Genomic DNA, 13,190 nt, shown 5'->3' with positions numbered 1-13,190 from the left:
GGGTTGGGGAATTGGACTCCAAACCGGCGTGCTACTCAAAAGCGGGGGGACGTCGGGAAGACAACAACCGTGAGCAGGGCCAGCCCGAGGAGAGCTGCGGCCACGAGGCCATTGGTACGCAGGGCGATGAAAGAGTGTTCTTGGGAGTGGGCAATGCGGTCAAAGAGGCTCATGTCGTTGTCTCGATTTGTGGGGGTTTCAGGCTTTCGTTTGGCCTAATCTCAGTATGTGTAGGAAGCTGTAAATGGCAACTCGTCAAGCCCCTGAAACTGCGTATCACTACGCGGAGCAGCAAAAGAAAAAGCCCCTTTCGGCGCTTGGTCGATTGGCACTTCTGGATGTGGCTCAACTAGACGCATCGTGTCCAGTGCGGAGCATGGGCCCCTCGCCCTAATCCCCATCCAAACGCTCTGGCTCCTGCTCCTCTCGCGCGGATATCACTTGATATCGCGGGCAATCACACGCCAACACTCGTGTCCCGACTCCAGCCGCTCCAAGGCCTCCTCGATCAGTGCCAGCAGTGCCATGCTTCGATTGCCCTGGACTGACCGCTCTAGCCGAGCATGCAGCTCTGGCGAAGTACGCAGCAGCATGGGCTTGGTGTCTTCCAGCGGCTCGACCTCCACGTAGATCTTGGGCGGTCCCGGCGATCGTTCAATCCGCACACCTCGTTGCTGCGAGGGGTACGAAACCTTGGCCAGGTCGTCTGCATCCAACTCATTCCAGCTCATCGTCGTTCTCCTGTTCGGGTAAGCGGGCCAGCGCCCTGATCAGATCCAGTTCGTTGTGGTCGCGGATCGCAATGACCGTCTCCTCGGGTGAGGTGTCGCAGGCCTCGACTTCTTCCAGTCGACCATCAAGCCTCCAGATCAAGGTGCGCGTCGTCATGAGCCACTCCCCGTAAGGGCGATCGCTCCATCGACAGCCATTCGCAGTACTTCAATCTCGTTCTGGGCCTTGGTCAGGTGAGGAACGCCCCGTCCATCGATGACGGTGAGGCCCCGGCCGTACAGCGTCGGGTACAGGTCGCGGTCCCTGATCACGGGCTGGTCAGTGAAATGTTCGGCCACTAGGTCCCGCTGTTGCTTGCGATCCGACCGAAAGCGCGATGCCACGGGTACAACAATCAGTCCACGTTCTTCCAGGTGCCGCAGTCCGCGCCGATGGATCAGGAAGGACGGCGCGTCCAGCAAGGTGGGCACGATGGCGATACGCGACGGGTAAGCCTCTGCCAATCCCGGCGGGTGGTCATGGATATAGACATCGAAACCGCTGACCCGTGCGCAAGTGGGAACGAATGGCAGTTCGATACCCGCTCGCTCAGCCAGCTTGCCGAATACGAGAGATGAGCCCTGCGGATCGTGGTCGACCAAGCAGGTTCGATGGCCATCGCGGGCAAACGATGCCGCCAGCTGCAGGGCCAGCATGGTCTTACCCACCCCGCCCTTGGGCGAGACGACAGACAGGTGGATCACAACCCGAATGCCCGAACGGCTGCTTCCGCTCGAGCCTCCTGGAGGGCCATGGCTCGGCTGGTCATGGTGGGGAGATCCACCAGGGAGGCCAGTCCAAATAGGAGGCCGAGGAAGGTGTACAGGTAGAGGCTGGCGTTGGACTTTTGGCGCATGTGGAGGCCCTGGGTATCGCGTGATATCAACGGATATCGACCGATATCCTTATTCCATCGTGTATCGGTAGCTGTTATTGGCAACTGCCTGAAATGCGAGCGGATACGGCGCACGCGGGAATGGCGACACCCGGAGTCAGGCTTGGGTCAGCCGTCTCTCGCGCTGGAAGCGCTTCATGACCTGCGAGCGTGTCAGGATCTCGGCGTTGTCCGGTCCTACGGGTTGCGATCGATCCATGGGGACCATGACCAGGCGATCAGGAACACGCCGCGCCCACGATGTCTTCCATAGCTGCCACCAGTCCGGGAAGGTGAATGCCCAGCCATTCCCGTACAGGTAGCGGTAGCGCTGTGTCCGGTAGAAAAACGCGGGTGATGTGTGATCCGTCAGCAATAGGCCCTGTTGGATCTTGGCTAGGTCTTCCACGCTGCAGCCATAGACAGCCCGAACGACGGACTCGTCCAGGGTGTTGCGCTTCTTCGGAACGATGGAATGAGGTGGCGTCCGCGCCATGGAGATACCTTCACGAACCAGCAGCTTGCGCACCTGCTCGCCGGACAGACCTACATGCGTGCCGATCTGGCGCAACGACAGGCAATGCCGGGTGCGCAGATCGATGATCCGATGCAGGGTTCGCTGGTCAGTCATGGATGCCGTAGAAGTGCCGGCGCATGTGATCGTCCAGCCGCGGAAGTTGCTTTGGCATGTGGATCTTGGCCAAGGCGTAAGCCTGGTCGTCGACGTAGACCAGCGATCCGTTGCGTTTCTGCAGCATGGATTGGAGCTTGCGGACCTTCTCGGACACGATGACTTCGTGAAGCGTCTTCGTGAGCGCGGGATCGTAGTCAGGCATGACGAAACGGGACATGGCGAGCTTCCTGGTGTGTGGTTCAACCAGTGTCGGATCGATGCAGTTTTCGGCAACCCTTGATCCTGCGAACAGGAACGGCATCTCGCCAACGCCGTACGATGTGGAGTGACCATCGTGATATCCACGGATATCAGCTTTCCCCCGGCAGCATCAGGGTCAGGACCGGCTCGCCCTGGTCACCACCCGACACCACCAGCCGGAACATCTGGGTCCGGGCTGCCATCGCCTTCCCGTCGACGGGCACCATCAGCACCTCGAACTCCGCGACCGCCGCGCCCGCCTGGGCTGCGCCTTGCGCGGCCATGCGCGCCAGGGACAGGACATCGTGGAGCCGGCCGTCGGTGGACTGGCCAGTGGCATCGGGCTTGCGGGCCTCGGTTGATTCGGTCCACTGGATGGAAAGCCAGACCGCCTCGGTGCAGGCGAACGGGATCTTGAAGCCGTAGGGTCGGGCTTGAGCGGTCAAATCGACCAGCACGCCGTCGGCCAGCGCCTGGGCGCGGGTATAGACGGAAATGGGTTCGCCCCAGAATGTGTCGTTCATCAGTGCCTCGTATCGGTGGTGTGGTGCCGCTGGAAGTAGCCATCCAGCCAGCAACGGGCGGCGTGGTCGCCGCGGTGGTATGCGATTTCTGAGGCCCAGAAGTTCAACGGCCAGTCCAGGCCGAAGGGCACCTGCTGGGCGTACTGCCGGGCCAGGAACCGTAGTTGCTCCATGTCCTCGACCGAGGAGCCCGGAAAGGCCATGACCGAGCAGGCCGTGGGCGAGACTCGGCGCACGTATCCCTGCTCGATGGGTCCGGTTCGCCGCCTCATGCGGCCACCTGCTTGGCTTCCCAGCGCTTGAACCATGCAAGGCTCAACTCATCGATGGGCTCGCCCTGGACCTTGAAGTCCAGCACGCCCCGTCGCAGGCCATCCACCATCAGGTCGTCGGCCCAGTAGCCGCTTTCGGGTTCCCAGACCGCTCCGTCTGCATCGGCACGTCGTACCTGTTCGATAGCGCTGGCGATGTCGTCAGCTTCCACCGAAATCGATGTCGTGTGCGGCACGATCTTGGCAAGGCGAATGTCGAATGTGTACTTGGCCATCAGTGGACCTCCTTCCGCCAGAACCAGAAACTCTCGACGAACCGCTCTACCGTCTCGGGCTTCACGGGACCTGACGCCAGCAAGGTGCCGGCCACGGACTCGATACGCAGACGGTTCTTCTTCTCGGTAATGACCACGCCCAAGGTGTTGCCCTTGCGTACGATCCGGCCGTCCTCGGCCAGGTGGGCGTCGTAGGCAGTCAATGCCTGCTGCCAGTTCATGCCGCCCTCGCGAAGTAGAAGGACCGGCCGGAAAAGATCGATACCGTGTTGTCCGGGTCGTGGCGGAACTCCACGCGGATGTCTCCCGCACAATCAGGGACCCCGCCGTCTTGCTCGTCGATGGCCTGCCCTCGGGACTGGGCGACTTCGTCGGCCACTCCGCGCAAGTCCAATGCATCGTTGTCAGCGAGCGGGCGCTGCAGCAGGATCAAGCCTTGGCTCGGACCTTCATTGATCGACACCACAACCGTGAAGGCTGGTGGGATAGCGAAGGTCGGTTCACCTTGTCCCGGGCGGTGCTCTTCGCAAGCTTCGCACCACGTTCCATCGAGAACGGACAGGACATCGAACTCGCCGCTCTCCGGGTCGTACTGCACGATGGCGTCATGCCGGATATCCCGGCTGCCGCAGGTGGCACAGAACCACGTCTCCCGTTCTTTCATTGTTGGTCTCCTACCGGGGACATGCCCCCGCGATGTTTCCGGATGGAGACCCGGCCGCCGGCAGGCGGAGCGCAGTCAAGGGAGGAAGTGAGGTCGCTGGCGCGGCCCACAGGCACGAGGACACGGGTGGCCGAACGCCCCTTGACTGATTGAGCGACGGCGAAAGGCACACGCGAAGCGCTCTGATCGGCAGTTGGGCGAGCGACCGAGCCCTTGGGGCCGATCCGTGATCGGTTCACGACGGGCGCGTTCGGCCTACATCTCGATGTTGTTTTCCATCGACCGAGAAATCGGCTTTGCGTCTTCTATCGCTGGGAACACCAGAGGTACGCCTTCCAGTTCTTGTTCGACTTCCTTCAACAACGGCTCGAATCGGAAACGCTCCAGCCCAATGAAATCGCACACCTTCTCTGCCTGGGAAGCGGCCGTGTACAGGTAGCTCGGATCTTCCTTTGCGATCCGCATCCAGTGATGGATATACGCGGCATGCTGGTGAGGGTCGTGACCGATTTGAAGCTCGACGCCGACCACGTGTGAGGCCACTTCAGCGACCATCTCTTCGCGGGCGTAAGACTCCGAGCCAAACGCACCGGACAGATCCCGGTTCAATCGATGTTGGGCGCCAGTCCAATGGGCCAACTCATGCATGGCCACGGCATAGAAGGCATCCCGGGAGATGAAGCGCTCCGGGTAGGGCAAGCCGATCTTGTCCGAACGGGGCGAGTAGTGCGGCTGCGCCGAACCGTATTCGATGACCGCGCCTATCGCCTTCAACAATGCATCACAGCGCTCCATGCGTTCCATGGGCGTGAGTTCTGGACGGACGGGCGGCGGTGGTAAGCCATCCACCTGGCATGCGTTGAATACGTTGAACGGGAATGATTTCGGGGTGTCGATCCCGGGCATGACCAGAGCGCCGTTGGCATCACGTTCGTCGGGATAGATCACGCGTCGCAGTGGAATGGACTTCTCGCCCCTGCGCACTTGGGCACCCAACGATAGCGCCTGCTTGTAGGTCAGCCAGCGTGTGTCTTCGTAGTCATGGACCATCGACACGATCCAGAGCATCACGCGGTTCCCGCCCCGATAGGCGCGCCCCGTCGTTGGGTTGTAGGGCATCTGGTTGATCGTGTGGGGATCACCCGGCTTCAGGAAGGGCAAGAAGGGCTTGCCCTGCGCCATGAGATCGATGAGTAGCGCAGCCTGTTGTTGCGCAACTTCCGCGAGCTTCATGGCCCAGACGGAGTCAGGCCTACACGCTCGTCCGTCGACACCAGATAGCCCCGCTCCAACGAGAACCAGATGATGGCGTCGCACTGGTCCAGGTCGAACAGGTCGTCGTCGGCGGAGCCTGGCTCAATATCGAAGCCGTCGGCCGTCCGCACGACGCGATAGCGTGGTGCTGCATCGAGAGCATCGCGGAGTGAGAGTGCGTCTTCCATGGGAGAACATCCAGACTGGGGACTCCCAGGGTAGGAAGCGCTCGCGTGGCCGGAAGATGACACCGTGCGAAGTACAACGCAGATCAGAAACGGCGTGGAGATTCCACTACCGTCGGCGTCTTCGATGCCACGCCTTGCAGGTGTTCACGCAACACGAACGAACGATGCCGGCGCTGGAAGATGTCCGTTAGGCGCTGTCGCGTCGCCTCAGTCGCCACCAGACTGGCGTAGTCCAGAACTCCCAAGCCTGCGTCGTCCTGGGCTGCATCATCCGCGCCCAAGAGGAGCAGTTCCTCCACCAGCTCGACAGCGCCGTATTGAATGTTGAACAGCAGAGGCGTGAGCCCATCGACATCGCGCGCTTCGAGATCGGCGCCAGCGTGGTACAGCAACGTGGGAACGCCATGCTCAGTGGCGAAGAACAGGGGCGTGCGGCCGTGGCCGCCATACCACCGCGCATCCGGGTCTGCTCCTGCGGCTAGCAGCAACTGGACGACATCCAGGGACAGCCCTGACATGTGAAGCATCGATGCGCCCCGTTCGTCCCAGCTGTTCGGGTCGACACCACTGGCCAACACATCGACCAGCGCATGCGCGTCCCCGCACGCACGACGAAGCGCCACGAAGTCCAAGTGCTTGGGCGACATGAGTTCGCGAACCAGATCCAGCAGCGCAAGATGGATGGCCATCCCAGCAGTATTGAAGGGATGACCAGGATGGCAAGGCCGGGTTAGACCCAGCCCCTTGCGGCCATGGAGGTGTAGCCGTCAGCGGTGACGACGAAATGGTCAAGGAGGCGAATGTCTACGAGGGCCAGTGCCTGCTTCAACCTGGCCGTGCAGCTGCGGTCAGCCGCACTCGGCTCACCGTTGTTAGAGGGGTGATTGTGCGCGCAGATGATCGCTGCGGACCCGAGCGTTAGGGCGCGTTTGGCGATTTCTCTGGGATGCACTTCCGCGCCATCCAAGGTACCTGCGAAAAGGTCTTCCACCGCGATCACCTTGTGGCGCGTGTCGAGGAAGGCGACCGAGAAGACTTCACGCTCATGGTTGGCCAAGCGGTAGCGGAACATGGAGCCCGCGGCCGACGGGTCGGACAGCTGGGTTCCATCAGCTCGGATGCGTGAGCGCATGAGGGCTTCAGCCTGTTCCAGGAGGCGGCTCTGCTCGGAGGTAAGCGGCTTCGGGACTCGCATGATGGTGATCTCTGGCGCGCCGGATTGGCGTGCGCAGGACCAACGCCGGGGCCACCAGGCCGGGCCGCACCGAAGGGGGTAGCAAAGCGGACCAGCCGTAGGCTTGCGGCCTGGACCGACCCGGCAACGTGTCCGGAGCCAGCCTGCGCGCCAGAGGCAACCACGAGTGCAAAAAAGAAGCGGCACCGAAGTGCCGCCTCCCCCATGGGGTGAACCTCCACACGAGATCCCCACAGGAAGCTAGATAACGAAACGGTCTCCGGGCGATTGCCGCCACTGCCAAGAGGACAACCATGCAGGAGATCGGTCATCGACCTCACCAAGTACGCAGTTGCGAACATGGACCTGGCCCAAGGCCACGCGACCTTGGAAGCGCACTGCAGGCATTTGCGCGTTGGGAGCGAAGCACGACACGCGATACGTGCCATCCGATCGCTTGCCCAGTGCGTGCCAGCGACCCTTGGCATTGGCGACGTGCCGGGTGATACGGCCAGTCTCGACATGCTCGATGAGCATGACTGCACCAGGTAAGGGGTGGCCTGCCGCATCGACTATTCGGCCACGGAAGTCGGAGGACAGCTCACCTGCGTGAGAGGCAAACGGCAGGAGCAGCAGGAGGGATAGGAAAAGCGCCTTCATCAGCGACCTCCGATCCGCAGGCCCACGCCGATCACCGCCTTGTTGCCGCCACCGAAGGAGGCACCTACGGCCATGGACACGCGGTCGTTGAAGCGCTTGGACCAGCCCACTGCCACTGCGGCAGAACTGCCGGAGTAGCCGACACCGACGGACAAGCCACCTTCACCGGGGGCTGCAGCCATCATGCTCATGGCTCCCATCTGGGCACCTAGGCCGTCGATGCGCTTGCCGACTTCACCAAAGCGGTTGTTGATGTTGTCCCAGCGGTCGTTCCACAGGGTCTCGTCGAAGTTGGAGCCGTTGGGCAGGTTCTGGAGAATGTCCCAGACCTGGCCACCATTGATGGCGTCCGTCGAACCCTGGGAGATCGAGCCGTTGGCTACCTGCGTGACGCGGCGGTTGCCCATGGCCACTTCGTTAGCCTGAGTGGTGCGTGTCCCTGCACCGATGGCTACCGAGTTGGCGTGGCCGGCATTGGAGCCCTGCCCCAGAGCAACGGCGTTGGTGGCTGACGCCACGCTTGCCGACCCGTAGGCGTTAGCACCTTGCGCTGTGGCACGTGCATTGTTGCCGTAGGCGTTAGCAGCGTATCCCGTGGCCTGGGCCGTCGCGCCCGAAGCGGTTGCGTAGTCACCGCTGGCCTGGGAGGCAACACCCGTAGCAGTGGCGGCGACACCTGATGCGTCGGCTTGGGCACCAGCCGCGGTGGCGCCAGCACCGGTTGCGGATGAGGAATGGCCAGTAGCAGTTGCCTGTGTGGCGGTGGCCTCGCTCTCGGCACCCGTGGCGGTGGAGCTTTGTCCGGAGGCTTCTGCGTAGTTGCCAGTGGCTGTGGAACCTTGCCCCGAGGCATTCGCCTGATCGCCGTACGCTGTCGCGCCCGTGCCGGACGCTTCGGAGAATGGACCGCAGGCGGTCGAGGACGAACCGGTCGCGTTCGCGCCATCGCAGGCGTAGGACTCCAGTTGCGGGTTGTAGGTCTGTGCGTTGACAGCGCCGGTCATCAAGCCGAGCGCGAGGATTGCTGTGATCTTCTTCATGGGAGTGTGGAGTGGTGGAAACCACACTCAACCTAACCACGATGCCATTTCTGGCAACCTACACAAAGACGAAGGACGGCCAAGCCGCCCCTGTCCTTGTGAAATCTGCGAGCCGGCTCGTCAGAATGGGATTTCGTTTTCCATGTCCTTGCCCTTGGCAGGTGCCTTGCTGCGCTCCCGCTTGGGACTCGGCTCCTTCGCGGGCTTGACTTTGCGCTCCATCTCCTTGCGCGGGATCTGGTCGTACACCAGCGCGGGGATGCCGATTTCGCCCACGACCCGATACGCCTCTTCCATGGCCCGCACCAGATCCATCGGGTGTGGCCGGCGTTCGATGAAGGGCTTCAAGTCCTGGGCCAGAGAGGGATCTACTTGGCGAGGCAGCCCCAGCCTAGCTTGCGCCGTCATGGCGGCATACTCGCGGCACAAGGTCATGCGTGCGTTCTCCCGCGGGTCATCGTTGGCCGGGAACTTCTCGGCCAGGACTTCCTTCAATCGGTCGTTGTACTGCTGCAGCGTGGGCGCTTTCTTCCGTGGGGGAAGTAGCGCGTCCAAGCCAGCCTGGCGTGCAGCTTGCTGTTCTGGGGTCAGGCCCGTAGGACGTGGCCACTCGATGCCCTTGATCTGGTCGCCGTTGTACACGGTCACCGGGATCTTCGACTTCAACTCGCCGTCCTTGCGGTACCACTGCAGCATCTTGGTGCCCAACTCGCCCTTGCGCACATGCCCCCCTGCTTCCTTGGCCTGGTCGAAGCCCATCCAGTAGGGACTCTGGAAGCCCTGTGCCTTGGCGGCCATGGCCAGCTGCAACGCATTGTCGGCCTCGAAACAGTGGCCCGAGATACCGCGGGGTTCGCCACCAATCTGGGGCAACGGTGTGTCGGGGTCCTGCCAGTAGAAGAACGGGGGCGCAGTGGCCTCCCGGAGGTTGTCGTAGAAGCTGTCAGCTTGCAGCTTCCGGTATTCCTTGAGATCCATGGCGTGCCTTGATCGATAACTTGAGCCCTCGCTCCAACGATGTCCTGGCATACCTGCGGCAGTCCTCCACCGTGGACAGATGCTTGCCCGGCTCCCACCAGTCATCGGCAAGACGCATGTGCGTACCGTGCTGATAGTGCTCGACCTCAAAGCGGTCGGCAGCCATCAAGACATCGTCATCGGTGAAGTTCGGGTCAGACATGACAGGCTCCTCTATGCCCTGTCCAGTCTGGGGCGGGTCTCGGTGCCCGCAAGTCGGGAAGTGCGATCCGATACGGTTAGCGCGCTTGCCGCGTACGCAGACGCAACAAGGCCTTACCTTCCTTCGAGTCGTAGGCGGTCTTCTCACGACGATGCTTGCGTGCCACTCGCTTGCCCTCGGCGGAGTCGATGGGGTGGAACAACGGCTCGCCTGCTTCTTGGCGTGCCTTGCCTTCTGGGGTCTGAGCGTAGCGGAACAGGTCCAGGGGGAAGCGACCTACGCCGCCTGGCACGATGCCGTCCTTGCCCTTGCGAACGCCGCCCCAGTAGAAGGGCGCGCCATCGTGGGTGATGTAGTTGTCCGGCTGCTGGGCTTGCACGCCGCGCAGCCGCAGCTTGGGGTGGGCGCGTAGCAGGTTGCGCAAGGCCACCAGCAGGTCGCGCCGTTGGATGTGTGGAGCTACCAACTCGTAGGCGTCCAGCAGTGCCCCCATGTGCTCCGCCATCTCGTCCTCGGTCATGGTTTGCTTCCATGCCTTGGAGGGTTTCAGCGGGTCGTGCGCCTCATGGGCTTGGGTCAACTTCTCCACGCGACGGAGCAAGCGCGCTTCGACGGCTGTCATGTCGCGCAGGGCCATGGTTGTCATATCCGGCAAGGGGTTGAGCCGAAGTATGCCAGCTGATGCGCGGTGGTCGGCTCCGCGCGCCGAGTACGGCCGCCTGTGGCGGCCTGTGATCTGGACAAGGGCCTAGGCTCTTGCGGCGCTGGCGCGCCGCGGCTTCGCACTTGGATCAGGTGATGACTTCCGCATGTTCCGGGCCGAAGGCAGGCCGCCTATGGCGGCCAAGGTCCTGGCCACCGGCCAGATGCCCGCGCCCAAAGGGCGCGATTGGATGGCGTAGACACATCCACTACCCTGGGCCGGCGGGGCGTAGCCCCCGGCGCTCTTGCTCCACCTCCGATCCGAAAGGATCCGTGCGCCTCGCGCACCCTCAGCCTTGAGGTTTTAAAAGCCTAAAAGCTTTAAAAGCCTCAAAACCTGCAGCGCGTTTCGGCGGCGGCTTCACGTCGATTTCTCGCGTCGAATCAGGATGTTGCCGCGATTTCGCTAAAAGATTAGCGTCATCAATCGCCGCCCCATTTGTCACTGATCGCCGCCCCTCCCTGGGTGCAGGTGTCACTGATCGCCGCCCCTGTTTCGGCCAAGTGTCACTGCTCGCCGCCCCAAACGTCACTGATCGCCGCCCCTGGCGTCACTGATCGCCGCCCCATCAAAACGGGATGCAGAGCCTGACGGCTTGACGGCGTGCTGTGCGGATTTAGTGTCTTACATGGACACTCCACAGCCAACCTCCACCGCCGAACTTCCGCAGGCACGCGCCAGCGAGACGTTCACTCCCTTTGCCCAGGTACCGATTTCGTTTCTGCGAAGCGAGTTATTTAGCGTTGCCAAAACAGGGCTACGCCGGGATCGATTGGGCTCCAAGGACACCAAAAAGATTGCATTTGAAAGCGGCCCTTTGGGGATCGATATCGCCTGCGACGGTCCCCACCTCAACCAAGAGCATTTACTTGCCTGGCAAGCGGTGATCTATCTGGGCAAGCTCATCAACGGCATATCCGGCGAGAAGTTCGTTGTGCCCGCCAACTTCATTCTCCAAATGATGGGGAAGGAGTACCGCGATCACGATCAGCGGAAAGCCCTATGGAAGCTGCTGGTGGACCTGCAAGGCACACGTGTCTTCTTGGCCTCCCATCGAAGCCGCTATGTCGGAAATCTGCTGGATGCCGTAGAAAAAGATGAAGCGACCAAGCAGGTTCGTATTCGCCTCAATCCCGACCTCGCCATCCTGCTGGATGATGAGACACTGGACAACGACGTGATGCGAATGGCTGGCTTAGGCCGCAACCTGCTCGCCATGTGGTTGAACAACTACTTCGCAACGTGGGCGTCGTATCGCAATGTGACCGTCCAGGAACTCCATCGCATGTGCGGCACCAACCTGGATATGCGGCGGTTTCGTTATCGACTGCGTGAGGCTGGCGAAACACTGGAAGCCTGCGAGCGGTCCTACATCAAAACCTTTCGCGTTGAAAGCGACATGGTGTACGTCGAAAAGAAGCCCACCAAGGTGAAACTGTTGAAGGCGGAGGACAAGCAAAAGTCGAAAGGAGGACGTTTCAATGCCCAAAACGATGCCGCCAGGAGGGCGGCGGCCGCCAGGGCGAAGCCGTGCTTGTAAAAGAACGGCGCCCTAAGGCGCCGTTCTCGTTTCTCATCAATGATCTAATCGATTTCATCGAACTTGGTACAGAGGTATCGCCCATCACGCCTCGCATTGGCGGTCAGCAATCGAACCCAATCACCCCTGGTTGGCGACCATTTCCAACCATGTTGCTTCAACAACTCGCGCGTTTTGTCGTATGGCTTACCCGTGAACGAGAAGATGGCCCGGTTTTGATCGGGATCTTCAACATAAAAGAAGTCTCGACCCTCCACCTCGATGTTTTCCGCGACTTCGGACTTCCTCAACTCTTCGATCCTTGCGCGAATTCGGCGGATGCGGGCTCCATTGTTCGTCAGCTCGTACTTCGGGAACCCTTCTTTTCCGAAACGAACGCGCGTCAGCATGAGCTGTTGATCTTCGGACAACATGGCCTTCGCCAAGTTCTTTCGCTCTTCTTCGGTGGCCAACTTCTTCACGCGCTTGTTGAATTCCTTCATCGTGGCTTGTTCAACCTCACGCGCTGCCAACTGCGCTTCAAGCTTTTGGATTGCCTCCGGATCATCAGAAGAAATACCACCTGTCCCGACGGTTTCGGCCTGCTGTTTGAGATCTTCCGCCAGGCGATCCAAAGCAATCTGCTTCCTCGTCAGGCCATCCATTTGCGACAGATAACGGCGATGACGACCCTCGGAGTGATGCCCAACAAGAATGGGCTGTCCAAGTGGTACGTGTTGCGCCATTTCACGCTCCTGCTGAAATAGCGCCGCGGACTTATCGCTGGCTTCCTGGGCGCGCTCCAACAACCGTGCTTTACGTTGTGCCAAATGCTCTTCATAAATGTTCATAAATGTTCTCTTTGATGGGAGTGATAGGTGGGAAAAACAGGGGTGCCGATCAAATGCGATCAGGCGCACCTCCTTCGGGGTCTGAGGCCTGTTCTTCTTCCGGCTCATGACCCTCTTCCTGTGCGTTTGTTGACTGATATTCGGTGGGATCTCCGAACTTGGCCTCGTAAATCGTGTCCTCGCAGTCGCGACACCATGGTTGGCTATGAACTTCGAGCAAAATCCATGTCTGTGTTACGGGATCCAACTGCACCTGTCCGTCGAAGTAGATTTCGTCACAGCCGCAATCAGGGCAGTAGTAGGTTTGATGCGTGGACCGGCCAGCCTTTCGTAGACATCCGGTTGCCATAATTGATGGCAATGACCG

General features: G+C 61.1%; 23 protein-coding genes. 1 reads left to right on the top strand and 22 read right to left on the bottom strand.

The window, feature by feature from the left end:
- Window positions 1-35: 35 nt before the first annotated feature.
- The 20 genes from AX730_RS18830 to AX730_RS06735 all read right to left on the bottom strand — a co-directional run bounded on the left by AX730_RS18830 (window position 36) and on the right by AX730_RS06735 (window position 10,387).
- A complete protein-coding gene (locus AX730_RS18830; protein WP_157074140.1) occupies window positions 36-173 on the bottom strand; it encodes a hypothetical protein in 138 nt (45 codons plus the stop codon).
- A gap of 264 nt (window positions 174-437) precedes the next feature.
- Entirely contained in the window at window positions 438-731 is a 294-nt protein-coding gene (locus tag AX730_RS06815; protein WP_157074139.1) for a hypothetical protein, read from the bottom strand.
- On the bottom strand, window positions 718-888 hold the full coding sequence (locus AX730_RS18825) for a hypothetical protein (RefSeq protein ID WP_157074138.1): 171 nt from the start codon (window positions 886-888) through the stop codon (window positions 718-720). Before AX730_RS18825 ends, AX730_RS06815 begins: the two co-directional genes overlap by 14 nt.
- Window positions 885-1,475, bottom strand: coding sequence for a nucleotide-binding protein (locus AX730_RS06810; protein WP_083537776.1), 591 nt, complete (start codon window positions 1,473-1,475; stop codon window positions 885-887). The genes AX730_RS18825 and AX730_RS06810 overlap by 4 nt, the downstream gene beginning before the upstream one ends.
- Window positions 1,476-1,763: 288 nt before the next feature.
- A complete protein-coding gene (locus AX730_RS06800) occupies window positions 1,764-2,276 on the bottom strand; it encodes a hypothetical protein (RefSeq protein WP_062353857.1) in 513 nt (170 codons plus the stop codon).
- A complete protein-coding gene (locus AX730_RS06795; protein ID WP_157074137.1) occupies window positions 2,269-2,580 on the bottom strand; it encodes a hypothetical protein in 312 nt (103 codons plus the stop codon). The genes AX730_RS06800 and AX730_RS06795 overlap by 8 nt, the downstream gene beginning before the upstream one ends.
- A 49-nt stretch (window positions 2,581-2,629) precedes the next feature.
- The gene (locus tag AX730_RS06790) at window positions 2,630-3,043 is read right to left on the bottom strand and encodes a DUF6573 family protein (protein ID WP_062353853.1); all 414 of its coding nucleotides are present in this window, start codon (window positions 3,041-3,043) and stop codon (window positions 2,630-2,632) included.
- A complete protein-coding gene (locus AX730_RS06785) occupies window positions 3,043-3,315 on the bottom strand; it encodes a hypothetical protein (RefSeq protein ID WP_062353850.1) in 273 nt (90 codons plus the stop codon). The genes AX730_RS06790 and AX730_RS06785 overlap by 1 nt, the downstream gene beginning before the upstream one ends.
- Complete coding sequence (locus AX730_RS06780; protein ID WP_062353847.1) at window positions 3,312-3,590, bottom strand: hypothetical protein; 279 nt, start codon at window positions 3,588-3,590, stop codon at window positions 3,312-3,314. Before AX730_RS06780 ends, AX730_RS06785 begins: the two co-directional genes overlap by 4 nt.
- The gene (locus AX730_RS06775; protein WP_062353845.1) at window positions 3,590-3,811 is read right to left on the bottom strand and encodes a hypothetical protein; all 222 of its coding nucleotides are present in this window, start codon (window positions 3,809-3,811) and stop codon (window positions 3,590-3,592) included. Before AX730_RS06775 ends, AX730_RS06780 begins: the two co-directional genes overlap by 1 nt.
- Window positions 3,808-4,254, bottom strand: a complete 447-nt coding sequence (locus AX730_RS06770; protein WP_062353842.1) for a hypothetical protein — start codon at window positions 4,252-4,254, stop codon at window positions 3,808-3,810. Before AX730_RS06770 ends, AX730_RS06775 begins: the two co-directional genes overlap by 4 nt.
- A gap of 255 nt (window positions 4,255-4,509) precedes the next feature.
- Entirely contained in the window at window positions 4,510-5,487 is a 978-nt protein-coding gene (locus AX730_RS06765) for an ArdC family protein (protein WP_062353839.1), read from the bottom strand.
- Window positions 5,484-5,696 (bottom strand): hypothetical protein, encoded by a 213-nt coding sequence (locus AX730_RS18820; protein WP_157074136.1) that lies wholly within the window; start codon window positions 5,694-5,696, stop codon window positions 5,484-5,486. Before AX730_RS18820 ends, AX730_RS06765 begins: the two co-directional genes overlap by 4 nt.
- Before the next feature lie 83 nt (window positions 5,697-5,779).
- A complete protein-coding gene (locus AX730_RS06760) occupies window positions 5,780-6,385 on the bottom strand; it encodes an ankyrin repeat domain-containing protein (protein ID WP_062353836.1) in 606 nt (201 codons plus the stop codon).
- A gap of 41 nt (window positions 6,386-6,426) precedes the next feature.
- Entirely contained in the window at window positions 6,427-6,828 is a 402-nt protein-coding gene (locus AX730_RS06755; RefSeq protein ID WP_269746988.1) for a JAB domain-containing protein, read from the bottom strand.
- Window positions 6,829-7,131: 303 nt separating this feature from the next.
- Window positions 7,132-7,530 carry a carboxypeptidase-like regulatory domain-containing protein gene (locus AX730_RS18815; protein ID WP_157074135.1) on the bottom strand — a complete coding sequence of 133 codons (399 nt, stop codon included), beginning with the start codon at window positions 7,528-7,530 and terminating at the stop codon, window positions 7,132-7,134.
- Window positions 7,530-8,570 (bottom strand): YadA-like family protein, encoded by a 1,041-nt coding sequence (locus tag AX730_RS18410; RefSeq protein ID WP_083537775.1) that lies wholly within the window; start codon window positions 8,568-8,570, stop codon window positions 7,530-7,532. Before AX730_RS18410 ends, AX730_RS18815 begins: the two co-directional genes overlap by 1 nt.
- A 120-nt stretch (window positions 8,571-8,690) precedes the next feature.
- Window positions 8,691-9,548: an ArdC-like ssDNA-binding domain-containing protein gene (locus AX730_RS06740; RefSeq protein WP_062353826.1), complete on the bottom strand. Its 858-nt coding sequence runs from the start codon at window positions 9,546-9,548 to the stop codon at window positions 8,691-8,693.
- Window positions 9,514-9,750: a hypothetical protein gene (locus tag AX730_RS18810; protein WP_157074134.1), complete on the bottom strand. Its 237-nt coding sequence runs from the start codon at window positions 9,748-9,750 to the stop codon at window positions 9,514-9,516. Before AX730_RS18810 ends, AX730_RS06740 begins: the two co-directional genes overlap by 35 nt.
- A 76-nt stretch (window positions 9,751-9,826) precedes the next feature.
- Window positions 9,827-10,387 carry a hypothetical protein gene (locus tag AX730_RS06735; RefSeq protein WP_062353823.1) on the bottom strand — a complete coding sequence of 187 codons (561 nt, stop codon included), beginning with the start codon at window positions 10,385-10,387 and terminating at the stop codon, window positions 9,827-9,829.
- Window positions 10,388-11,081: 694 nt separating this feature from the next.
- Between AX730_RS06735 and AX730_RS06730 the strand changes: the two genes are divergently transcribed.
- Window positions 11,082-11,993: a hypothetical protein gene (locus AX730_RS06730; protein ID WP_157074133.1), complete on the top strand. Its 912-nt coding sequence runs from the start codon at window positions 11,082-11,084 to the stop codon at window positions 11,991-11,993.
- A 44-nt stretch (window positions 11,994-12,037) separates the two neighbouring features.
- Here AX730_RS06730 and AX730_RS06725 read toward each other — a convergent pair whose 3' ends face one another.
- Window positions 12,038-12,931 carry a DUF3560 domain-containing protein gene (locus tag AX730_RS06725; protein WP_083537773.1) on the bottom strand — a complete coding sequence of 298 codons (894 nt, stop codon included), beginning with the start codon at window positions 12,929-12,931 and terminating at the stop codon, window positions 12,038-12,040.
- Window positions 12,873-13,190: hypothetical protein (locus AX730_RS19345; RefSeq protein ID WP_232310194.1), on the bottom strand; the 318-nt coding region annotated here is incomplete at its 5' end. The genes AX730_RS06725 and AX730_RS19345, both read right to left, overlap by 59 nt.

Source organism: Pseudoxanthomonas mexicana, assembly GCF_001556105.1.
GTDB lineage: Bacteria > Pseudomonadota > Gammaproteobacteria > Xanthomonadales > Xanthomonadaceae > Pseudoxanthomonas_A > Pseudoxanthomonas_A mexicana_A.
The sequence above is the reverse complement of the archived record's forward strand: the minus strand, read 5'-3'. Positions and strand labels throughout refer to the sequence as shown.